This is a genomic window from Sphingobium agri, from assembly GCF_023051225.1.
In the GTDB taxonomy this organism is placed as follows: domain Bacteria; phylum Pseudomonadota; class Alphaproteobacteria; order Sphingomonadales; family Sphingomonadaceae; genus Sphingobium; species Sphingobium agri.
The window spans coordinates 226,479-247,761 of sequence record NZ_JALKHS010000004.1 but is presented as its reverse complement, the minus strand read 5'-3'; the positions used below and the strand labels follow the sequence as shown (position 1 = coordinate 247,761).

Sequence of the window (21,283 nt, the reverse complement as noted above, 5' to 3'; positions counted from 1 at the left end):
TGTGCGACTATCAGGAGGGAATGATCCGTAACAATCCGGCTCCTTCTTCGGCCTATGCCGTCGAAGGCCATGCTCTTGTCAAGACTTTCGGCAAATTCCGGGCAGTCGATGGCATCGACATCGCCGTTCCAGCCGGGTCGATCTATGGCATCCTGGGGCCGAACGGGGCGGGCAAGACGACCTTGCTGCGCACCCTGCTCGGCATCATCGATCCTGATGAAGGCCATCGTAGATTGCTGGGCGACGCCGTCCCGCTGCGCCAGGCGCGCGCTATCGGCTATTTGCCAGAGGAACGCGGCCTTTACCCGTCCATGAAGGCGGCGGAGGCGATCGCCTTCATGGGTGCCTTGCGCGGGCTGCCGATCAAGGTCGGGCGGGAACGCGCCCGGGCGATGCTCACCGAACATGGCATGGGCGCCTCTGTCGACAAGCCGATCCGCCAATTGTCGAAAGGCATGGCTCAAACCGTTCAGCTTTTCGGGACGATTGTTCATGAGCCGAAGCTGATCGTTCTGGACGAACCATTTTCCGGCCTGGACGCGATCAACCAGGGCAAGCTGGAAACGCTGATCCGTGATCAGGCACGGCGCGGCGTCACCATCCTCTTCTCCACCCATGTCATCGCGCACGCCGAACGTCTTTGCGAACGCATCGCGATCGTGGCTGGTGGGCAGATCCGGTTCGAGGGATCGGTGAGCGAGGCGCGGGACAAGCTCCGGCCGCAAGTGCGACTGAGGACGCGCGCGAGCGATGGTCGTTGGCGCCGCGCACTCCCGGCCGAGACATTGGCGGCCGATGGCGCTTGGCATTTCGATCTTCCGGACGAGGGGATCGAACCGCTGCTGCGCGCCCTGCTCGACGGACAGGCAGGTATTGAGAGCCTCTCGATCGAACGACCGGGACTGCATGACGCGTTCGTTTCCATTGCGGGCGCAGCTGCGGCCCGGCAGATGCAGGATGCGGAAGAGGAGCTGGCTGGATGAGCCAGATCCTGCGCGCGGCCCTGGTGATTGCCCGCCGCGATTTTTCCGCCGTGATCTTTTCCAAGACCTTCATCCTTTTCCTGCTCGGTCCCCTTTTCCCGGTGGTGATCGGCATGGCGTTCGGGGGGCTGGGTGAAAAGATCACGACGGAAAGCCTGCGTCCGACCGTCGGCCTTGCCATGGCGGCCGATGACGCCGCGCGGATGGAACATGCGCACGACATGCTGGCCGCGCGCGTTGGGGCGGCCAACCTCCCCCGCCTGCACCGCGCTCCCCCAAGTGACCCTCGCTCTTTGCTCACGCGGCCGGACACGCGCTTCATCGCCATTGTTTCAGGCACGATCGACAAACCCGTGCTGACAGGAAAGGCCGGCGACCTGGCCATGCTGGAGGGTGATATAAACCTGCTTGCCAGCGCCGCCGTGGCCGGCGAGCAATTGCCTCATGTGCGGGTCGCAAAGCAGCTGGTGACGGCGAGCGCTGGCGCGGAAGCGCAGTCCCGCCTGCTGACCGGCCGGGCCGCCCAGGTCCTCATTTTCCTGCTGACGATGTTGCTGGCGGGCATGGTCCTGTCGAACCTGGTGGAGGAAAAGACCAACAAGGTGATCGAGATCCTCGCCGCCGCCGTCCCGATCGACTCCGTCTTTTTGGGTAAGCTCATCGCGATGCTTGGGATGAGCTTCGTCGGCATCGCTTTCTGGGGAGCAGGTGTCGTGTTCGGCGTCAGGATCTTTGCAGGCCCGGATATCGCGCCGCCCACTCCCGCAGTTGGATGGCCTATTTTCCTGTTGCTTGGCGGTATCTACTTCACCATGGCCTATGCGCTTCTTGGCTCCCTATTCCTCGGGATTGGCGCGCAGGCCGCCACAGTGCGCGAAGTGCAGACTCTCAACATGCCGGTCACCATGGCGCAGATGGGCGTGTTCTTCTTCGCCACCTATGCCGTCGATCATATGGGATCAGCGCCTGAAATCGCCGCGATCCTCTTTCCCTTTTCCTCACCCTTCGCGATGATCGCGCGGGCGGCGCAGGATGCAGCCCTTTGGCCCCATATCGTTGCGATCATCTGGCAGGCGATCTGGGTGGCTGCTATCATTCGGCTAGGCGTCTGGCTGTTCCGGCGGCATGTCCTCAAATCGGGGCAGGGTAGCAGCAGGAAGTTGTTCAGGCGCCGCTCAGCCCCGGCAAGTTAGGACAGAATGATGGATCGCCGTCACCTTCTCAAGAGTAGCTTGGGCGGAGCCGCCGCGCTTACCTTCTGGGCTCTTGGAGCAGGCGAGGCTGCCGCTTATCCCTTCTCGCTGACGGATGCGCAGTGGCGCAAACGCTTGAGCCCCCTAGCGTACAATGTGCTGCGCAAACATGCGACCGAGCATCCCTTCACCAGCCCGCTCAACAAGGAACATCGTCCTGGCATCTTCAAATGCGCGGGCTGCGGACAGGGCTTGTTCGATGCGAAGACGAAGTTTGACAGCGGCACCGGCTGGCCAAGCTTCTGGGCGCCGCTGCCACGCGCCGTGGGCACGTCGCGGGATTTCTCGCTGGTATATCCCCGTATCGAAGTCCATTGCGCGCGGTGCGGCGGCCATCTCGGCCATGTGTTCGATGACGGGCCGCGACCTACCGGCAAGCGCTATTGCATGAACGGCGTTGCCCTCAGCTTTTCGGCGGCATGATCCTGTAGACCCGCAGGGCTGCGGTGCTTTGAACCTTCACCGGCTTCAGCCATGCGGGAGTAGCGCCCTTGTCCAGCACAGACGCCAGACTGCCGGGATGTTCGTCGGCATAATGCCTGAATTCATTGAGGCCTCCGCATGTCACCAGATAGTCCGGTCCCTTGCCACTATTCAACGCGCTCAGAATGTCCCTGGCTCTTGATGGCGGCGCGGTGAAGGCTTCGACGACTGCGGTGATCCCGGCCGCATTGCGGTGATGGGCCGTGCCGATGACATTATGATGGGTCCTGATCAGAATGTCGGGGCCCATATCCAGCGGGGCGAACAGCGTTGATCGGGGCAGTCGCCGCAACGGTGCCAAGGCGTCGGCGCTGCGGCATTCTCCGGCGGGCGTAGCCGCTTTTTCTGCCTTGTCGTCCGCGCTCGCCGTCACCGCGATCCAGATCGCGCACAAGGCCGCTGGCGTGAGCAGGGCGACGGCGGAAGAGGCAAACACCCTCGGCAGGGTTGCGGATTGCTGTTGCGCGCGGCGGAAGAGCCGCAACATGAGCCAGGCAAGGCCCGGCAAGGCCAGAACATGAGCCACGGACATAGCCCGCATCACCAGCATGGCGATCAGCGTCGATCCGGTCAGAAGCAGCACCACGGCCAGCCAACGGTCGCGAGCCTTCGCCGATTGGCTGGCACGCACGGCCAGAAGCGAACCAGTCAGCCCTGCCAGAGGCGGCAGAAGGATAAGGCCCGTCATCGAGCGGCCCTGTTCCCAAATCGGACGGCCTTCCATGACGTGCAGATACCAAAGCTTATAGGCGATCGGCCCAAGGGCCTGGAACGGATCTCCCGTCAGGCAGGGGCGACCGGTAATGACGAACAGCGCAGCCGCTGCCAGGGCACCCGACCCCGCGGCAAGGAAGCGCCCCAGTGCCGAGGCAGCAGCGAGGTGAAAGGAAAGGGGGGTGACAACCGCAAAGGCAAGCAGTGGCCAGACATAGGCCGCTGACAGCGCGTCGCACTGCGCCTGCACCAGTGGCGGCATGCCCCGCAGGATTGCCAACAAGAACAGCGCGGCGCCGCCCAAGGTCAGGGCATAGGCCACAAAGCGGGCCACTTCATCGCGATCGCGCCACTGGCGCAACGCCAATATGGCCGCGAACAAGGCGGCATAGGGCAACCCCTCGCTCGAAATCTGCAGCCAGACCGCCATTGCCGTGCCAGCGACAACCCCGCCGCGTCGGGCGTGCGGGTCCATCGCACCTGCGAGCGCGATCGCCGCCATAAGGATCTGCCATCCATGATGATCGATCCGCAGTGGCCCGAACTGAACGAGGATTGTCGGCGTGATGAGCACCAGGACAGGCGCCAGCATGGCCGCCGGCTGCCCGGCGACATGCGCGGACGCGCAATGGACGGCCCACACCAAAGCCCCCAGCAGGATCAACGGAACCGCCGAACAGGCCACTATCTCGGCCAGGTTGCTGCCCACCATCGGCCGCAGGATCAGGATCATGGCCGCGATTGGCGCATCCACGATCCGCGACCAATGCATCGGGCCGCCGAAAGGCGGGTTCACGCGGTGCTGACTGACGTCCAGGAAGGGCTGGCCGGAAAGCCAGTCTCGCACCTGCTGAAGGCGCATCGCGTCATCCGGATCACGAAACCCCAAGGCGCCAAGCTCGTTGCGGAAGAGCCACAGCAGGACAGCGGCACAGCATAGCCAGGCCAGGACGAGCCAGCGGGCGCGCGGAACGCCGTGCACCCCCAGGTCGCGGGTGAACCCTGTACGGGCCTTAGCGAGCGGCGAAGACGCCATATTTCCGGATCGCATATACCGCCAGGAAACTTACCGGGATGGCAAAGAGCTTCGCCGTCGCCGGAGCCATGCCTGCCGCTCCCAATGCGCTGATAAGGCCCGAGGTCACGCCGATGCCAACCGCTGCGCTGACGACAAAGCCCAGCCGTTGCTTGGTTGTAGGACCAATGGCCGACGGGAAGACAAAGCGAACGCTGATCAGCCAGTGCAGCAGCAGCCCGCCGGTATAGCCAATGGCGCCCGCCAGGGTCGGCGGCACATCAATCCGCAACAGCGCCAGGAACAACAGCATGTCGGCGCAGAGCGCGCACAGGCTCGCCAGCACATAGCGGACGAGCGTGAAACGAACGGCAACAGCGCTGGTCAGGTGGCTCAGGTTCATCAATGCCATGACTGCCGGTTCAAGCGGCCCTCAAGCGACCGGGCACCCGCCGCAGGCTGGTCAGCGCTGCCTTCTGCCCGACCGTCTCTTCGCCTTCCGCGCCAGCCTCATGATATTCGGCATCCTCATTGACTGCCCAGGTGTCGAACTGGCGTTCACCCGCTTCGATGTTCCGCACGGTCAACATGGCGGTCATCATCGCATGATCCTGATTATTATAACGATGCATGCCGTTGCGGCCGACCAGATGCAGCGTCGGGTAGAGCTGCTCCAATTCCGTGCGCATCTTCAGCACATTGGCGGCATAGTCGTCGTCATAGACCGGATAGGCCTTCTCCTGGCGAACGACCGCTCCGCCCACCACGTCGGCGGGGTCGCAGAGCCCCAGGATCGCCATTTCGCGCTTGGCCAGTTCGATCAAGGCGTCGTCGCTCGATGACCAGAGGCCGTCGCCCTCGAAGCAGAAATATTCCAGGCCCACGCAAGCGAGCGACGGATCGGGCACCATCTCCGGTGACCAGCTGCGGAAATTCTGGATGCGGCCGACCTGGACCTTTGAATCATGAATGTAGATCCAATTGTCGGGAAACAGGTCTTCCGACTTGATCATCAGGGCGACGGTCAGGAAGTCGCGATATTTCAGCTCCATCGCATTGCCGAGCGTTGCGGGCAGGGGGTGGATGCGGCCTGCAAGCTCACGCATCGGCGCGGAACTGATCACATGACGGGCCTTTAGCAGCACATCGCCGCCCGGGCCCTGGGCAACCATCTGCCATTGGCCAGAGCCCTGGTCATGCGACAGTTGCTTCAGGCCATGCGCCATCAACACCCGGTTCCCGCGAGCGACCACGAAATCCCGTGCCGCTTCCCACATCATGCCGGGCCCAAGGCGCGGATAGCGAAAGCTTTCCAGCAAGGTCTTGGCCGCCATGCCGTCATTGGGCCGTTTGTTGAGCCCCAGCGACCGCTTCAGCCCGTCTTTTACCGCGCCCCAGAGCGACAGGCCCTTGATCCGCTGCGCCGCCCAATCGGCCGACATCTCGTTGCAGGGCATGCCCCAGACCTTTTCGGTATAGGTCTTGAAGAAAATCGAGAAGAGCTTGTGCCCGAAGGCATTCACCGTCCAATCCTGGAAGGAGCGGACGTCGCGGTTCGGCAGCAGCCTGGCCTTCACGAAACTCGCCATGCATAGCGTCGATCGCCACAGGCCAAGGTTCCACAATGCTTCAAAAGCGCGCAGCGGATAGCTGTAGAATTTGCCCTCATAATAGATGCGGCTCATCCGGGGACGCTGGATGAAATCATTGGGCAGGATCTCGTTCCAAAGATCGACAACCTCTTTCGACTTCGAAAAGAAGCGGTGGCCGCCAATATCGAAGCGGAAACCGTTCAGTTCGACAGTGCGGCTGATCCCGCCGACATAGCGCGGGTCCTTCTCGATGACAGTGACTGTGTAGCCCTTTTTCGTCAGCAAATACGCCGCAGTCAGGCCTGCCGGACCCGCGCCGACGATGGCGACATCCACATTCTGGTCGATTTCCGGCATGCAATGCCCCCCGATAGGCTAACTTCTATCATCGGGAGTGGCGGAAATCATCTAAGGAATGGTTAACGGGCGGGTAAGCATGACAGGGCCGCATGTACGGCCCTGTCGCTATTCGTGACGGATCAGCCCTGATGCTGTCCCTGTGCCAGACCGTCCAGACTGCCCCGCGCGCTTCCCAGGGCGCTGCTGTAGCAGTCGCGGAATTCGCGCGTAGGCTGCTGGATCGAGCCGCTGAGCCAGCCGCAGGCCTGCTTGGCTGCGCGATCGATACGGGAATTTGCCAAGCGGGCGCCGTGCGCGCTCGCCAGATTCAGGTCGGCCACGGAAACCATGATGCTGCGCGTCTCTGTGCCAGCGCGGGCATCCACGACCAGCGTGCTTGAGGCGAGTGCCGAAACAGGTAAGGCGAGGGTCATCGTGGCAGCCAACGCCGCCAGCGTCTTCATGGTCATCCTATGTCTCCTGCGAACAATGGTTGCCCGCAGCCTGCATGGGCTTGGGGTCGACTGGAAAATAGGATGTGCGCAAGGCATTGGGAAGAGGCCACTTGGCTGAAAGTGGCAGAAATCAGCTATTTTTGCGGATGCGAAAGGAATGTGCCCCCTCTCGCATCCGCATGACAGGATCAGTGGCGGAAGTGCCGCATGCCGGTGAATAGCATGGCCAGCCCCGCCTCATCCGCCGCCGCGATGACTTCCTCGTCCCGGATGGATCCGCCCGGCTGGATCACGGCTGTAGCGCCAGCCTCGACTGCGGCGAGGAGGCCGTCGGCGAAGGGGAAGAAGGCGTCGGACGCGACTGCCGAGCCGATGGTGCGGGCTTCGCTCCACCCTGCCTTTTCAGCGGCATCCTTGGCCTTCCACGCCGCGATGCGAGCGGACTCCAGGCGATTCATCTGCCCCGCACCGATGCCTGCGGTGCTGTTGCCCTTGGCATAGACGATGGCGTTGGATTTAACATGCTTTGCGACGGTCCAGGCGAACAGGCAGTCATTCAATTCCTGATCAGTGGGCGCGCGCTTGGTAACGACCTTCAGCTGGTCGCGCGTGATACGGCCATTGTCGCGGCTCTGCACGAGCAGCCCGCCAGCGATGCTCTTCATCATCAGGCCAGTGCGGACGGGGTCGGGCAACTCGCCGGTCAGCAGCAGGCGAAGGTTCTTCTTCTTCGCAAAGATCGCCTTCGCATCGTCATCGGCATCGGGTGCCGCGACCACTTCGGTGAAGATGCCGCTGATCGCCTCGGCCGTGGGCCCGTCGAGCGGACGGTTGACGGCGATGATGCCGCCAAAGGCCGATACGCTGTCGCAGGCAAGCGCCGCTTCATAGGCTTCGATCAGCGTGTTGCCGGTCGCCACGCCACAGGGATTGGCGTGCTTCACGATAACAACGGTCGGCGGGCCATCACGGAACTCGCTGACCAGTTCGAGTGCGGCGTCCGCATCATTATAATTATTGTAGCTCAACTCCTTGCCCTGGATCTGCTTGGCCTGAGCAATGCCGTTGGCTGACGGGCCGACCGGCAGATAGAGCGCGGCGGACTGGTGCGGATTCTCGCCATAGCGCAGGCTCGATCCGAGCTTGCTCGACACCGCCAAGGTCTCGGGGAAATCGACGCCCTGATCGGCAAAAGCAAACCAGCTCGCGATCATCGAGTCATAGGCAGCAGTGGCGGCATAGGCCTTGGCCGCCAGCATACGGCGGAAATCATAGCTGGTCGCGCCGCCCTTTTCCGCCATCTCCGCGATCAGGCGGGCATAGTCGGCCGGATCGGTGATGATGGCGACGCTTTCATGATTCTTCGCGGCGGATCGGACCATGGAGGGGCCGCCGATATCGATATTCTCGATAATCTCTTCGCGCTCTGCCCCCTTGGCGACCGTTGCAGCGAACGGATAGAGGTTGACGACGACGAGGTCGATCGCGCCAATCTCATGCTCCTGCATTGAGGCGACATGATCGGGATTGTTGCGCACGGCGAGCAGGCCGCCATGAACCTTCGGGTGCAGCGTCTTGACGCGCCCATCCATCATTTCGGGAAAGTCGGTGAGGTCCGAAATATCCTTCACCTCCAACCCGGCATCGCGCAGAGCCTTGGCCGTGCCGCCGGTGGACACCAGTTCGACGCCATGTTTGCCCAGCGCATGGCCCAGTTCGACCAAGCCGGACTTGTCCGACACGGAAAGGAGGGCGCGTTTGATGGTGACGTCTGACATGATGCTTCCTGCTGTTCGGGTGCCGCTCAGGCTTGCCGCAGCCCTCTAGTCCTGCCGGGCCAATGCGGCAAGGACAGGATTGGATGTTAAGAGCCTTAGCTCATCCGCTTGAAGAGCCAGCCGATGGTCGACCCGCCGGGCAGCGCTTCGGCAGTGATGACCAACTGGCGGGTTTCGTGCGGGCGGCCTTCTGCATCGACCCACAGGCTCTCCTCGATCGCGAGCTTCCCCGCATTGGCGCGGAACTGCCAGATCGGCCCCATTTCGATCCGCAACAGAGCGCCCATGCCGTCCGCCGTCGCGGTGGGCTCGACCAGCGGCGCAAGATGGAAGCGCAACTGCGCGGGCAGCTTCACCGGCCTGCGGCGGCGGGCGGCGGGGGTCAGCAAATCCTCGCCCCGGATTTCCCGGCCATCGATGTTGACGAGCAGCAGGCGGCGATGGACATAGCCCATGCGGCGGACATAGCCATCATGGCTGATCTCTATGCGACTGCCGCTTTCCTGCTCCTGCCGGTGAAGCTCGACTTCGGTGACGCCGCGGCCGAGCGTGCCGTCCGGCATCAGCGCGGTGGAATTGGTGTCGTTCAGCACCAGCGTGCTGTGCGCCGCCGTAGTCCGCAGCCCTTGCGCCAGCCCATCGGGCATCCACGCGCCCTCCAGCGCCGCGCCGCCGCAATTCACGATCAGCCGCTGCGGCCCATCGCTGATCTCGATCGCGGTGGTGGAGGCGCATCCCGCCGCTGCCAAACGCGCCACGGGCGGCGGCGCTGCGTCGATCTGAACGATGGTAGGGCCCGCGACCAGCCGCTGATACCCCCAATCATTCGCCTGCCGCAGCGGTCGCGCGCGCACCCGACTCGCGCGGATCACCGCTTCGACCGTGGAGGGATCGATAGCGCCCGCACCCTGCCAGCTGCCCAGCCCCCCATCGCCATGTGCGAGGCCAAGCAGGGCGGGCACCATCCGCCCCAGCGCTTCGGTCAGGAAAGGCGGCACCTGTTCCCGGCGCACGTCATAGACGGCGCGCACCATGGAAAGCAGCATGATGGCGCCCTGCTGATCCAGCGGGGATCGCGACACGATACCGCCATCGCCATGCACCGCATTGTCGATCGCGCGCTTGAGGCCTGCTTCCCCGAAAATCTTCCGTGCCGCGCCACCGGGCAGCAGCATGGAGGCGGCGACGATGCCGCCCCAGGCGACCAGGCGAGGCAGGCCGAGCGGTGCCTTGTCAGCACCGCGATCCAGATGCCGCGCCGTCCGCGCGATGCAGTTCAGCACCAGCGATCGATAGACCAGGTCGCTGGATGACAGGATGAGCGGCGCATGGGCCGACCAGAACAGCAGTCGCCAGCCCGCATTGTCCGCGCGCCAGGCCGGTTCGCTCGGCGTTTCGGCATGCGCCTCCAGCCATTTGCGCAGCACGCCTTCCGCGACGGGCGCACCCTGTTCGCGCGTGGCGGCCGACGACAGGTCGCGCAGCCAGGCGAAGCTGTGCAGATAATCGGCAAAGGCCGGCACGACGCTCAGCCGGCCGAAATCCAGCGTGTTGAGCGGCTGCTTCAGCCCACGGAACAGGAAATAACCGGCGCGGATGGCCTGCCCCGCCTTCGCATCGCCCGGAATTTCATCATCAGGCACCGCGAGCAGCTTGAGCGGATATTTTCCCTTCAGCCGCCGACCGTGGATCGGCGTCTTCCAGCTCATCAGGTAAAAGCGGTTGGCGATCCGCTGCGCCAGCGACAGGCCCTTGTCATCCGCCACGCGGATGAGCCGCTTGCCCTGTTCGATCCCGTTTTCGGCTGGTTCTGATTCCGCCGTATCCGCAAGCGAAGGGCTGGGGATGCGCCGCCTGTCGCTCACCCGCCCTTGAGCTTCCGGATATTGTCGGCATAGGCGGAAGGCCCGCCACGGAATGTGGCGGTGCCCGCGACCAGCACATCCGCGCCCGCCTCGATCGCGCGCGGTGCCGTGGTGAAGTCGATGCCGCCGTCGACCTGCAGGCGGATGTCGCGCCCGCTCTTGTCGATCATCTTGCGGATCGCCTCGATCTTGCGCAGTTGATTCTCGATGAAGCTCTGCCCGCCGAAGCCGGGATTGACGCTCATCACCAGGATCAGATCGACATCATCGATCAGATAGTCGAGCATCTTGGCCGGGGTGCCGGGATTGAGCACCACGCCAGCCTGTACGCCCAGTGACTTGATGTGCTGGATGGAGCGGTGGATATGCGGCCCAGCTTCCGGATGGACGGTCAGGATGTCGGCACCTGCCTGCGCGAAGGCATCCAGATACTGATCCACCGGAGAGATCATCAGATGCACGTCGAACGGCTTCTTGCTGTGGGGGCGCAGCGCCTTCACCACGGCTGGGCCGATGGTGATGTTGGGCACGAAATGGCCGTCCATCACATCGATATGAATCCAGTCGCAACCCGCTTCGTCGATCGCGCGGACCTCCTCACCCAGGCGGGCGAAGTCGGCGGACAGGATGGAGGGCGAGATAAGGATCGGGCTGGTCATCAACAGTCGGCTCTAGCCGCGCCACGGATCAAGGGCAACGCTGCAGTTCGACCTTATCCACAGGCTTTTGCGGCGGGTATGGCCAAGGATTTCAGGGCAGGATGAAAATGGTGGGGTCAAGGCCGCAGGAACCCGCCGAGCCGCGCGGGAGAAACTGTTTGACGCCATGCAGGCCGATCACGCGCGTGCCTTCCAGGATCGGCGCGGCGATAAGGCGCATCGTGCATTCGCTGCCATCCAGCGGGCGAATATCCACGTCCAGGGTGAAGCCGCGCCGATGACGGATGGCGTAGGCGCGCAGCTGCTCCATCGCCTCGCGCGAATCTGGCTGGTAAAGCGAAGTGGCAAGCGGGCGCGGAACGCCGACGCCCCTTTCTATGCCGAACAGGTCGTAGACGCCGCTGGTCCACGACAGGCTGTTGTCGCTGAGATCGCAATGCCACAGCCCGATCCCGCGCTCTGCCAGCGCCTGATCGTCGCGTGCGGTGCGATCGTCCAGGGATACTGACGCAAGATGCTGGCGCAGATCGTAGAGCGGCCAACTATGGTGCAGGGGGAGGGGCTCGGTCGGGCGCAAGCGTGGCCTTTCTGACGTTCCCTGATCTTAGTTCATTGTGCCGCGCGAGCAAGGCGGGCAACGAAAAAGCCATCCGTGCCACCCTTGTCGGCCAATGTGTCGGGCAAAGTGCGCAGCCAACCCTCCGGATCGGGACAAATGCCCTGCGGCAATTCGCCTTGTTGTGCTGGCTGAAGGCTGAAGCCGGGGTTTTGACGCAGAAACGCCTCCAGCTGCTCCTCGCCCTCCGCCTTTTCGAGCGAGCAGGTGGCGTAGATCAGGGTCCCGCCAGGCTTCAGCCATTGGGCAGCGCGGCTCAGCAGTTCGGCCTGCAGCTCTGCCAACTCGGCGATCTGGCGCGGACCGATGCGGTGCAGCACGTCGGGATGGCGGCGATAAATGCCGGTGGCGGTGCAGGGAGCGTCGAGCAGGATGGCGTCGGCTTGGCGTTTAGGTTCCCATTGGCGCAGGTCGGCCTGCAGGATCGTAGCGGCCAGCGCGGTGCGTGCCAGATTCTCGCTCAGCCGTTCCAGGCGCTTCTTCGATTGATCCAGCGCCGTCACTTGCCACCCCGCGGCGGCCAGCTGCATCGTCTTGCCCCCGGGCGCGGCGCAAAGGTCCAGCACGGTGCGGCCTTCGCCTGTTCCGAGCAAGCGGGCGGGACAGGACGCCGCGAGATCCTGAACCCACCAAGCCCCTTCTGCAAAGCCGGGCAACTCCGTCACCGATGCATGATCGGGCAGGCGGACATGACCGGGAGCGAAGCTTTCGCCGCCCAGCTTTTCGGCCCAGTCGGCCGTCTCTGCCGGGTGGCGCAGGCTGACGTCCACGGGCGGACGCACGCCATAGGCGCTTGCCGCAGCGGCGGGCATGTCGCCTCCCCACTGCGCTTCCCACCGCGCGGCGACCTCTTCAGGCAGGGTAGGCGGGTCCGGCAGAGCGGGCGCGGCGCGAGTCACTGTGCCGAACACGCCATGCACCAGCTTGCGCGGCCCGCCATCCACCAGCGGCAGGGCAGTCGCGATGGCGGCGTGCGGCGCCGTGCCAAGCGCGAGAACCTGGATAAGGGCGATCCGCAGCACCATGCGCGCTTTCGCATCATTCGGCAGCGGCTGACGAGTCGCGCCGTCGATCAGCGCGTCTAGGTCGGGCAGATGGCGCAGCGCTTCTGCGGCGATGGCATGGACAAGCGCGCGATCGGCTGCGGGGAGCCCCTGCGCCGCGCCATGCAGCGCCAGCTCCAGCGGGTCGCCCCGGCGCAGGACGGCGTCGAGCAGCCGCAAAGCGGCGCGGCGTGCAGGAAGGCCGGGAATGTCTGCGGGGCGGGAGTTTGATACGGATTGCGAAGCGCGACGGGGCATCAAGCCGCCCTATGCGATTTAACTTGAAGGGTCACCTTCAAAGAAAATGTGTGACGACTATGCAAACAAGCAGAAACAACGCCGTCCAAATGCCAACCCCAGTCCAAAGTGCCAGCCAATCTGATGGGCGGGGGCCTGCTCTGACCCCTTTGGGGACCGCCCTTAGCGACGACGGAATACGGGTTGTCCCCAACGAGCCTATGAAAATCACACGGCGGCCTACCCCATGAAAGAACCGCGCAGTGTGGCGGGAGAAGATGTGTTCGACACTCAGTTCGACTACTAGCCCGCCAGCGTGCCGGACAAGCGCGCCAGCTACTTCAGCAGCCACCTCTCCGATGATCTCGACCATCAGCGCCTGGTGGGGTCAAGCGCGCTCGACCGTCGACGCGTGGGCGTCGCCACGGGGCTCAATGCCGACGCGCGCGGGGCTGAAGGAGCGGGAATAGCCATGCCTCCAGCCATCTCCTCCAGCGCAGCGATGCGCTTCTCCGTAGCCGGATGGGTGGAGAACAGCTCGCTGACATGTACGGGAACGATATAGAGCTGGGCTGCGGCCGGATTGCGTTCAGCCACATGGTTGGGGATCATCTCCGCCTTGCCGGAAATCTTTTCAAGCGCCGACGCCAACGCGCGCGGGTTGCCGCTGATTTCCGCTCCGGCGGCGTCAGCGCCATATTCACGCGTGCGGCTGATCGCCATCTGCACGATCATTGCGGCAAAGGGCGCGACGATCACCGCCATCAGCGTCGCCAGCATGTTGCCATGCCCATTCTCCTCATTCCCGCCCCGGAAGAACAGGCCGAAATTGGCGAGCATGGACATCGCGCCCGCGATCGTCGCGACCATGGTCATGATCAGCGTGTCGCGATTCTTCACATGGGCAAGCTCATGCGCCATCACGCCCGCAACCTCATCGCGGCTCAGCATCGACAGCAGGCCCGTCGTCGCTGCCACGGCCGCATGTTCGGGATTGCGGCCCGTAGCGAAAGCGTTCGGGTGCGGTTCGTCGATCAGGTAGACGCGCGGCATGGGCAGCTTCGCCCGCTGCGCCAGATCGCGCACCAGCCCGTAAAATTCCGGAGCGCTCTCAGCATCCACCTCCCGCGCATTGTGCATCGACAGGACGATCTTGTCGGCATTCCAGAAGGTGAACAGGTTCATGCCCGCCGCCACCAGCAGCGCGATCATCGCCCCGCCGCTGCCGCCCAGCGTATAGCCCAGAGCCATGAACAGCGCCGTCAGCGCCGACAACAGCATCACCGTCTTGAAACCGCTCACTTGTCTTCCACTCCTTTGCGGCCCAGATAGCAGGCCATGCATGAATATGGGGTTGCCGACACGGCGCCACAATCGAAAGGCTTTTGGACATGGGAACCTATAACGGCAAGCGCCCCGCGCATGTGAAGCCGCCTGCGCACCTGTCGAAGAGTCCACCGGTGCCTCAGCCCGATCCCCTGGATCGACCCTCGCGCCATGACGAGGAACTGAGCCCGGTCCGCTATGGCGACTGGGAGCGCAAGGGGATCGCGATCGATTTTTAAACCCGGCTGATCGCATTTGATCGGTTCATCGCTGATTCTGCACGTCTTCCGCTGGCCTGTGCCCTCATTGCGGGCGATGTGCACCTCCGCCTCTAGCCTTTACCGCCTGTTTTTGTGCAGGATTCATATGGGCAAAGGAAGAAAACAAGCCGGGGGCGGGTCGTGAATCATATAGCTGAGATAAAAGTGAGGGCGGTGTCTGAATATGCGCCGGAGGACGCGGCGCTGCTCTGTGCCGTTGGTCGTCTGGTCTGTGCCTGGACGATGCTGGAGCAGAGTTTGGAGGCGAAAATCGCCATGATGCGGGAAGCCATGGGTGACGTGCGAACCGTCGGCACCCGGACGCGCCCTGGAATGGCGAAACTGATGACGGAACTCCGCACGATGGTGGCGATGCGTGACAAGCGCAACGCCAGCGCCTTGACGGAGATTTCGGATATCGAGCGGCACATGCAAAGGATCGATCGCTTCCGGTCGCTCATCATTGGCGGCTTTCAGCAGCCAGCGCCCGGCGGCTTTACCTGCCGCGACGCGCGGAACAATCACACGCATGTCTCGCTTGATCACCTCGATGCGGAGATATCTTCGCTCGAAACGGTGGCGCAGCGCCTGCTGGCCGTCTGACCGGGCGAGGTAATCCTCCCGCTATGCTTGACCTTTGACGCGTGGAGGGCGAAGCCTGTCCGCGCGTCTAGCGAGAATGGAGTACCATGCCCTACAAGCCGATACGCAAAGCCGTGTTTCCTGTCGCAGGCCTCGGCACGCGCTTCCTGCCTGCCACCAAGTCGGTGCCCAAGGAATTGCTGCCGGTCGTCGACCGCCCGCTAATCCAATATGCCGTCGACGAAGCGCGCGAGGCGGGGATCGAGCAGATGATCTTCATCACCGGGCGCGGCAAGGGCGCGATCGAGGATTATTTCGACATGGCCTTCGAAGCCGAAGCGACCCAGCGGGAGCGCGGCAAGGACCTGTCCGCCCTTGACGGCACGCGCCTCGCACCGGGCAACGCGGTCTTCCTGCGCCAGCAGGAACCGCTCGGCCTCGGCCACGCCATCTGGTGCGCGCGCGACATCGTCGGCGATGAACCCTTCGCCATCCTGTTGCCCGACGAATTCATGAAGGGCGCTCCCGGCCGTGGCTGCCTCAAGCAGATGGTCGAAGCCTATGATCAGGTGGGCGGCAACCTCGTCTGCGCGCTCGAAGTGCCGATGGCCGACACCCCAAGCTATGGCGTGATCGATCCGGGCGAGCGCAATGGCCCGCTCACCGAAGTCAGGGGCCTCGTTGAAAAGCCCGCGCCCGGCACCGCGCCGTCCAACCTCATCCTGCCGGGCCGCTATATCCTGCAGCCAGAGGTCATGAAGATCCTCGCCACACAGGAAAAGGGCGCGGGCGGCGAGATCCAGCTGACCGACGCCATGGCTTCGATGATCGGGCAACAGCCCTTCCACGGCGTGACCTTCGACGGCCGTCGCTTCGACTGCGGGTCAAAGGCGGGCTATATCGAAGCCAACCTGGCACTCGCGCTGGAACGCGAGGACCTTGGCGAACATATCCGTGAATTCGCCCTGGCCGAACTGGGCGCGACGACGATCGCCGCAGCTGCCTAAGGGCATGGGCTGAAAAAGCTGGCCCCGCTCCTCATCTCCCCTCCCGCAAGCGGGAGGGGCCGGGGGTGGGCCAGCGCAACGTCCGCCTTGGCTGAGGTAACGCAAAAGCTCGCTCCGCTCGCGCCCACCCATAGCCCTTCAAACGAGTAACATGCCTAGTTTGAAGGGCTATGGGAGCCGCATGTTCTGACGTTCCCCAACATGTACAAAAAAGGGCGGCCCTCTCAGAGCCGCCCTCTACCTCTTGCCAAACAAAACCCTCAGAACGGCACTTCATCATCCAGATCATTGTCGAAATTCGGCCCGCCAGCGCCGCCGCGCCCGCCGCCCGATGAGCGGCCGCCGCTGCCGCCGCCAAAGCCGCCGCCGCTGCTGCCACCGCCGAAATCATCATAATCGCCGCCGAAGCCGCCAGAGCTGGCGCCCCAGTCACTGCCGCCGCCTTGCGAGCGCCCGCCACCTTGGCCACCGCCCGGCGCGCCGTCCAGCATGGTCAGCACCGCGCCTGGCCCCTGAAGCACGACTTCGGTGGTGTAGCGGTCATTACCCGACTGGTCCTGCCACTTTCGCGTGCGCAGCTGACCCTCGACATAGACCTTCGAACCCTTGCGCAGGAACCGCTCGGCGACGCCCGCCAGTCCTTCGGAAAAGATCGAGACGCTGTGCCATTCGGTGCGCTCCTTGCGCTCGCCCGACATGCGGTCCTTCCAGCTTTCGGACGTGGCAATGCGAAGGTTGCACACCTTGCCGCCATTCTGGAAGCTCTTCACCTCCGGGTCGGCGCCCAGATTGCCGACCAGAATGACCTTGTTGACCGAACCCGCCATATTTCCTCCGATACTTTGGAGGTTCTTATAGCCCCGCTGCCGTCGCGGTCCAGTAGGTCAGGCCCGCAGCGGCATAGGCAAGCGCGAAAAGATAGCCGATCATGAAGAGTGGCCATCTCCAGCCATTGGTTTCGCGCTTCGTAACGGCGATGGTCGAAATGCACTGCGGCGCGAAGACGAACCAGGCGAGAAACGCAAGCGCAGTGGGCAGCGGCCAATTGTCCTTCAGCCTGTCGCCAAGGCTGCGCTCCAGCTTTGCCTCATCCTCGTCGGCATCGAGCGAATAGACGGTGGCGAGCGCCGATACCGCCACTTCGCGCGCCGCCATCGCCGGGATCAGCGCCAGGGAAATGTCGCGGTTGAAGCCGATCGGCTCCAGCACGACGTTGAGCCCGTTGGCGATCCGCCCGGCGACCGAATAATTTACCTGGCTGACGGCACTGTCTTCGGGCGCCTTGGGAAAGCTCAGCAGCAACCAGAGGATCACCGTGGACGCGAAGATGATCGTGCCCGCGCGCTTGAGGAAGATGATCGCGCGCTGCCACAGTCCCAGCACGATGTCCTGGGGGCGCGGCCATTGATATTTCGGCATTTCCATCAGGAATCCGCCGCTTGCGCCCTTTGTTACCGTAAGGCGCAGCACCAGCGCCACCAGCATCGCACCGATAATTCCGGCAATATACAGGCAGAAGAGGACGAGGCCCTGAAGGCCGATGCCCAGACCCACATTCCGCGCGGGAATGAAAGCGCCGATGATGACCGCATAGACCGGCAGCCGGGCCGAGCAGGTCATGAGCGGCGCAATCAATATGGTCGTCAGACGATCCTTGGGATCGGAAATGGTGCGCGTCGCCATGATCCCGGGCACGGCGCAGGCGAAGGACGAAAGCAGTGGAATGAAGGCGCGCCCCGACAGGCCGACGCGCGCCATCAGGCCATCCATCAGGAATGCGGCGCGAACCATATAGCCGGTCGCTTCCAGCATGAGGATGAAGAAGAAGAGGATCAGGATTTGCGGCAGGAAGACGACGACCGATCCCACGCCGTTGATGACGCCATCCACCAGGAAGGACCGTAGCAGCCCGTCCGGCAGCGCGTCGCTTGCTGCCGAGCTGGCCGCTTCCGCCAGCCCTTCGATCATGGCGATGGGCGCTTCCGACCAGGCATAGACCGCCTGGAACATGATGAACAGCAGCGCCAGCAGCAGCAGCAGCCCGGCGACGGGATGCAGAGCGACCCGATCGACCGCAGCCGTCAACCGGCGGGACGGCGTTTCGCGCACCACCGCCGCGCGGGCAATCCTGCGGGCCTCGCTGCGCAATGCGTCGAAGCCAAGCGGGGCCGCGGACGGCCGCGCCTTTGAGCTTCCGTCAAAAAGAGTGTCCAATTCGGTCCGCAGATGGTCGAGGCCCCGCTTGCGCACCGCGACGGTCGAGATCACCGGCACGCCCAGTTCGCGCGAGAGGATATTCGCGTCCAACTCCAGCCCATCGCGGGTGGCGAGGTCGACCATATTGAGCGCCACCACGGTCGGCAGGCCAAGCGCGATCAGTTCAAGGGCGAAACGCAGGTGATTGTCGAGATTTGACGCATCCACGACCACAACCAGCGCATCCGGCAGGCGTTCGCCATGCTGTTTGCCAAGCACGATGTCGCGGGTCACCTGCTCATCGGGGCTGGTGGGGTTGAGGCTGTAGGTGCCGGGCAGGTCGACCAGTTCGAGCGGGCGGCCATCGGACAGCGACAGCCTGCCTGCCTTGCGCTCTACGGTCACGCCCGGATAATTGCCGAGTTTCTGCCGCGCGCCGGTCAAGGCGTTGAACAGGGCGCTCTTGCCGGCATTGGGGTTGCCGACCAGCGCAACCAGCGGCAGGCTGCTCATGCGGCGTCCGCCGGGCCCGTGCGGACTGTGATCGCAGCGGCGTGATTGCGCCGCATGGCAATGGTCATGCGCCCGACCTTGCAGGCGATCGGACCTCGGCCAAGCAGGCCGCCATGGTGAAGCGCTTCGACGCTCGCGCCTTCGCACAGGCCGAATTCACGCAAGCGCTGGCCGTCCGACGCGGTCAGCGCGTCCCAGTCGATCAGGTCCACATAGGCTGGCTGGCGCAACGGCAGTTCGGTCAGGCGCAAGGTAGAAGAGCTCGCTGAAGTCACCTGCGAGTGACTATCAATATAGATAGGAAAAGGCCAGCCGGAATCGCGGCCTCCTCGTTGGGGTCAGATGGCGGGATAACGGAGCCTGCCGATGAAGCGGGCAAGGCTCAGCCTTTCCCCGCCGCCGATGCCCTTCCACCTGGCCTTCGCCCGTTCGAAGCGCATCACGCCTTCGATGCGGCGATCGAGGAAGGCGCGGCTGTCCGCCCAATCGTCGCTCTCGTCATCGACGAACACCAGCAGCGTCGCGGCATAGACGCCCGCCAGCGTCAGGCGCTTGCTATAATGATTGAGGTCAGTGGCGTGATCGCCAGCGGCGCGCCACATGACATCGGCCGCCCGCCAGCCCAGCCGCGCCGCCCGAACGCTGTTCTGCGGCAGCGCCATGATGGCGAGCGCGCGGCGCAACGCCTCCCTGTCGCGGGCGAGCAGTGTCAGCCGCGCCGTTATCAACGAGACGATACGCTGGCGGATCGACATGGTGACCAGCTTTTCCGGCGGGAGCGCTTCCAGCATGCCTGCGTCGATGCTCGCGAACCAGGCGTCGATCATGTCCATCGCTCCGCCGGGAAAGGCGAGCTGCGCGATCTCGGCATCCACGCGTCCTTCCGAAGCGGCCATGGTGACGGCTTCCGCCCGCCAGCCGTCGAAGGCGGCATGGCGCGGGATGATCGGCGCGAGATACGCCCGCACTTCGTCCAGGGTCGGGTCTTCGGATAACGTCTTCATGGCTCCTATGGTAAGGTGCCGCATGCCAGCGCACAAGTTCCCTCCACGGCATGAACATAATGTTGCAACATATCACTAGATATGATGTAACATTATGTTGCAGCGGCGGCTCAAGCCGCGCAAGTTGAGGATGGAGGATGCAATGGCAGTATCGGCAATGCATGCGGCAAATGGCCACCAGCGTGGCTACAGCGGTGGCGGGGGATCGCCCGCCGCGATCGGGGCGACCATCGCGGTCCATGCGCTGGTGGTCGGCGCTTTCATCCTGATGCCCAAGGAGGTGATCGCGCCTTATGTGCCGCAGATCCTGATCGGCAATCAGATCCCCCTCGATCCGCCGCCGCCGCCCGAAGCCCAGCCGCAGCCCGCCGAGACCAAGCTTCCGGCCCAGCCGACCGTAGACCCGATCCCCTCAAATCCCGATGATCTGGTGAAGCTACCCAATAGCGGTGAAGGGCCGTTAGTGCCCACAGGCGGAACAACCGCTGGCACCGGTGCGGGCGGCAGTGTCATCGATCCGCCCATCGAGCCGGCGCGTGAACCCGTTGTCACAGAAGTCGGCATCGACCCGCGCGCCATGGCGGCTTTCCAGCCCGATTATCCCGGCTCGATGATCCGGCAAAGCGTGGAAGGATCGGTCACCGTCCGCGTCAGCATAGGCGCGGACGGCAGGGTGACGGGCATCGAGCGGCTGTCTGCGACCGATGAGGCCTTCTGGATCGCCACCCAGCGGCATGCGATGCGCAAATGGCGTTTTCGCCCCGCGACTCGCGATGGCGTGCCGGTGCCAGGAACAAAGGTTCTCACCGTCCATTTCAAGCTGACCGACAGGTGAGCCTGACGGCGCCGGATGCAAGGCGCGGCTTTGCATCCGGCGCTGCCCTATCCTATATAGCGGCGATGGCGATTTTCCCCCGTCCGGTCTCTCCCAAAAGCGCGCTTGGCGACCTGTGGAGCTATTTCCGCGAGAATCGGCCGCATAAATGGCCGCTGCTCGGGCTGTCGATGGCGATCACGTGGGTCATCATCTGGGTGTTCATGGTCGACGCCAACACCAACACCATGCCGACCCGCAACAAGATCATCTACGTCCAGAGCTGGGACGCGAGCCGGTCGGACGCAGCCATCATCCTGCAGCAGAAAATCGACCTCGCGAAAAGCGAAGCGGCGCTGCAAAAACGGCAGAAGCAGATGCAGGGATGGGCCGACGCATTCGGCATCGACTGGCGCACCGAGGAAGCCCGCAACAGCGCCAGGCGCAAGGAAGCGTTGAAGCAGATCAACGCGCAGCTCGACTCGCGGCTGGCCAAGGCGGAAGCGGCGGAAAAGGCCGCGCCCAAGACCAGCCAGAATTGAGTTTCCC

General features: G+C 63.9%; 22 protein-coding genes. 8 read left to right on the top strand and 14 right to left on the bottom strand.

The genetic code is table 11. The features are described from left to right. Positions 1–20: 20 nt before the first annotated feature. From MU848_RS02400 to msrB, 3 genes are read left to right on the top strand one after another with little or no spacing between them, the layout of a single operon-like run. On the top strand, positions 21–983 hold the full coding sequence (locus MU848_RS02400; RefSeq protein ID WP_247229987.1) for an ABC transporter ATP-binding protein: 963 nt from the start codon (positions 21–23) through the stop codon (positions 981–983). Then, positions 980–2,176 (top strand): ABC transporter permease, encoded by a 1,197-nt coding sequence (locus MU848_RS02395; RefSeq protein ID WP_247229985.1) that lies wholly within the window; start codon positions 980–982, stop codon positions 2,174–2,176. Before MU848_RS02400 ends, MU848_RS02395 begins: the two co-directional genes overlap by 4 nt. A 9-nt stretch (positions 2,177–2,185) precedes the next feature. Beyond that, positions 2,186–2,659: a peptide-methionine (R)-S-oxide reductase MsrB gene (gene msrB, locus MU848_RS02390; RefSeq protein WP_380800092.1), complete on the top strand. Its 474-nt coding sequence runs from the start codon at positions 2,186–2,188 to the stop codon at positions 2,657–2,659. Here msrB and MU848_RS02385 read toward each other — a convergent pair. The 10 genes from MU848_RS02385 to htpX all read right to left on the bottom strand — a co-directional run bounded on the left by MU848_RS02385 (position 2,640) and on the right by htpX (position 14,376). Then, the gene (locus MU848_RS02385) at positions 2,640–4,484 is read right to left on the bottom strand and encodes a hypothetical protein (RefSeq protein WP_247229981.1); all 1,845 of its coding nucleotides are present in this window, start codon (positions 4,482–4,484) and stop codon (positions 2,640–2,642) included. The genes msrB and MU848_RS02385 overlap by 20 nt on opposite strands. Further along, positions 4,447–4,860 (bottom strand): GtrA family protein, encoded by a 414-nt coding sequence (locus MU848_RS02380; protein WP_247229979.1) that lies wholly within the window; start codon positions 4,858–4,860, stop codon positions 4,447–4,449. The genes MU848_RS02385 and MU848_RS02380 overlap by 38 nt, the downstream gene beginning before the upstream one ends. Before the next feature lie 10 nt (positions 4,861–4,870). Continuing rightward, the gene (locus MU848_RS02375; RefSeq protein WP_247229977.1) at positions 4,871–6,397 is read right to left on the bottom strand and encodes an NAD(P)/FAD-dependent oxidoreductase; all 1,527 of its coding nucleotides are present in this window, start codon (positions 6,395–6,397) and stop codon (positions 4,871–4,873) included. 122 nt (positions 6,398–6,519) lie between these two features. Further along, positions 6,520–6,849, bottom strand: a complete 330-nt coding sequence (locus MU848_RS02370; protein WP_247229975.1) for a UrcA family protein — start codon at positions 6,847–6,849, stop codon at positions 6,520–6,522. Between the two features lie 173 nt (positions 6,850–7,022). Then, complete coding sequence (gene purH, locus MU848_RS02365; protein ID WP_247229974.1) at positions 7,023–8,612, bottom strand: bifunctional phosphoribosylaminoimidazolecarboxamide formyltransferase/IMP cyclohydrolase; 1,590 nt, start codon at positions 8,610–8,612, stop codon at positions 7,023–7,025. Positions 8,613–8,707: 95 nt separating this feature from the next. Beyond that, complete coding sequence (locus MU848_RS02360; RefSeq protein ID WP_247229973.1) at positions 8,708–10,477, bottom strand: heparinase II/III family protein; 1,770 nt, start codon at positions 10,475–10,477, stop codon at positions 8,708–8,710. Then, positions 10,474–11,136, bottom strand: a complete 663-nt coding sequence (gene rpe, locus MU848_RS02355; RefSeq protein WP_097092555.1) for a ribulose-phosphate 3-epimerase — start codon at positions 11,134–11,136, stop codon at positions 10,474–10,476. The genes MU848_RS02360 and rpe overlap by 4 nt, the downstream gene beginning before the upstream one ends. Positions 11,137–11,227: 91 nt before the next feature. Beyond that, a complete protein-coding gene (locus MU848_RS02350) occupies positions 11,228–11,713 on the bottom strand; it encodes a diguanylate cyclase (protein WP_247229972.1) in 486 nt (161 codons plus the stop codon). Positions 11,714–11,745: 32 nt separating this feature from the next. Continuing rightward, entirely contained in the window at positions 11,746–13,053 is a 1,308-nt protein-coding gene (locus MU848_RS02345; RefSeq protein ID WP_247229971.1) for an RsmB/NOP family class I SAM-dependent RNA methyltransferase, read from the bottom strand. 351 nt (positions 13,054–13,404) lie between these two features. Next, positions 13,405–14,376, bottom strand: a complete 972-nt coding sequence (gene htpX / locus MU848_RS02340) for a zinc metalloprotease HtpX (RefSeq protein WP_281494269.1) — start codon at positions 14,374–14,376, stop codon at positions 13,405–13,407. 47 nt (positions 14,377–14,423) lie between these two features. Here htpX and MU848_RS02335 point away from each other — a divergent pair, with 47 nt between their 5' ends. From MU848_RS02335 to MU848_RS02325, 3 genes are all read left to right on the top strand, one after another. Continuing rightward, positions 14,424–14,597, top strand: a complete 174-nt coding sequence (locus tag MU848_RS02335; RefSeq protein ID WP_247229969.1) for a DUF1674 domain-containing protein — start codon at positions 14,424–14,426, stop codon at positions 14,595–14,597. Between the two features lie 195 nt (positions 14,598–14,792). Then, on the top strand, positions 14,793–15,221 hold the full coding sequence (locus MU848_RS02330) for a hypothetical protein (protein ID WP_097093833.1): 429 nt from the start codon (positions 14,793–14,795) through the stop codon (positions 15,219–15,221). A gap of 86 nt (positions 15,222–15,307) precedes the next feature. Further along, positions 15,308–16,207: a UTP--glucose-1-phosphate uridylyltransferase gene (locus MU848_RS02325; protein WP_201515850.1), complete on the top strand. Its 900-nt coding sequence runs from the start codon at positions 15,308–15,310 to the stop codon at positions 16,205–16,207. A 260-nt stretch (positions 16,208–16,467) separates the two neighbouring features. On the opposite strand, the gene ssb is transcribed toward MU848_RS02325, so the two are convergent. From ssb to MU848_RS02305, 4 genes are all read right to left on the bottom strand, one after another. Next, the gene (gene ssb / locus MU848_RS02320) at positions 16,468–17,034 is read right to left on the bottom strand and encodes a single-stranded DNA-binding protein (RefSeq protein ID WP_201515849.1); all 567 of its coding nucleotides are present in this window, start codon (positions 17,032–17,034) and stop codon (positions 16,468–16,470) included. Between the two features lie 25 nt (positions 17,035–17,059). Continuing rightward, entirely contained in the window at positions 17,060–18,916 is a 1,857-nt protein-coding gene (feoB, locus tag MU848_RS02315) for a ferrous iron transporter B (protein WP_247229967.1), read from the bottom strand. Then, complete coding sequence (locus MU848_RS02310) at positions 18,913–19,167, bottom strand: FeoA family protein (RefSeq protein WP_201515939.1); 255 nt, start codon at positions 19,165–19,167, stop codon at positions 18,913–18,915. Before MU848_RS02310 ends, feoB begins: the two co-directional genes overlap by 4 nt. Positions 19,168–19,254: 87 nt before the next feature. Continuing rightward, positions 19,255–19,920, bottom strand: a complete 666-nt coding sequence (locus MU848_RS02305; RefSeq protein WP_247229965.1) for a COQ9 family protein — start codon at positions 19,918–19,920, stop codon at positions 19,255–19,257. A 142-nt stretch (positions 19,921–20,062) separates the two neighbouring features. Between MU848_RS02305 and MU848_RS02300 the strand changes: the two genes are divergently transcribed. Both MU848_RS02300 and MU848_RS02295 read left to right on the top strand, forming a co-directional pair. Continuing rightward, complete coding sequence (locus MU848_RS02300) at positions 20,063–20,755, top strand: energy transducer TonB (protein ID WP_247229963.1); 693 nt, start codon at positions 20,063–20,065, stop codon at positions 20,753–20,755. A gap of 65 nt (positions 20,756–20,820) precedes the next feature. After that, positions 20,821–21,276 carry a hypothetical protein gene (locus MU848_RS02295; RefSeq protein ID WP_380800049.1) on the top strand — a complete coding sequence of 152 codons (456 nt, stop codon included), beginning with the start codon at positions 20,821–20,823 and terminating at the stop codon, positions 21,274–21,276. Positions 21,277–21,283 lie beyond the last annotated feature (7 nt).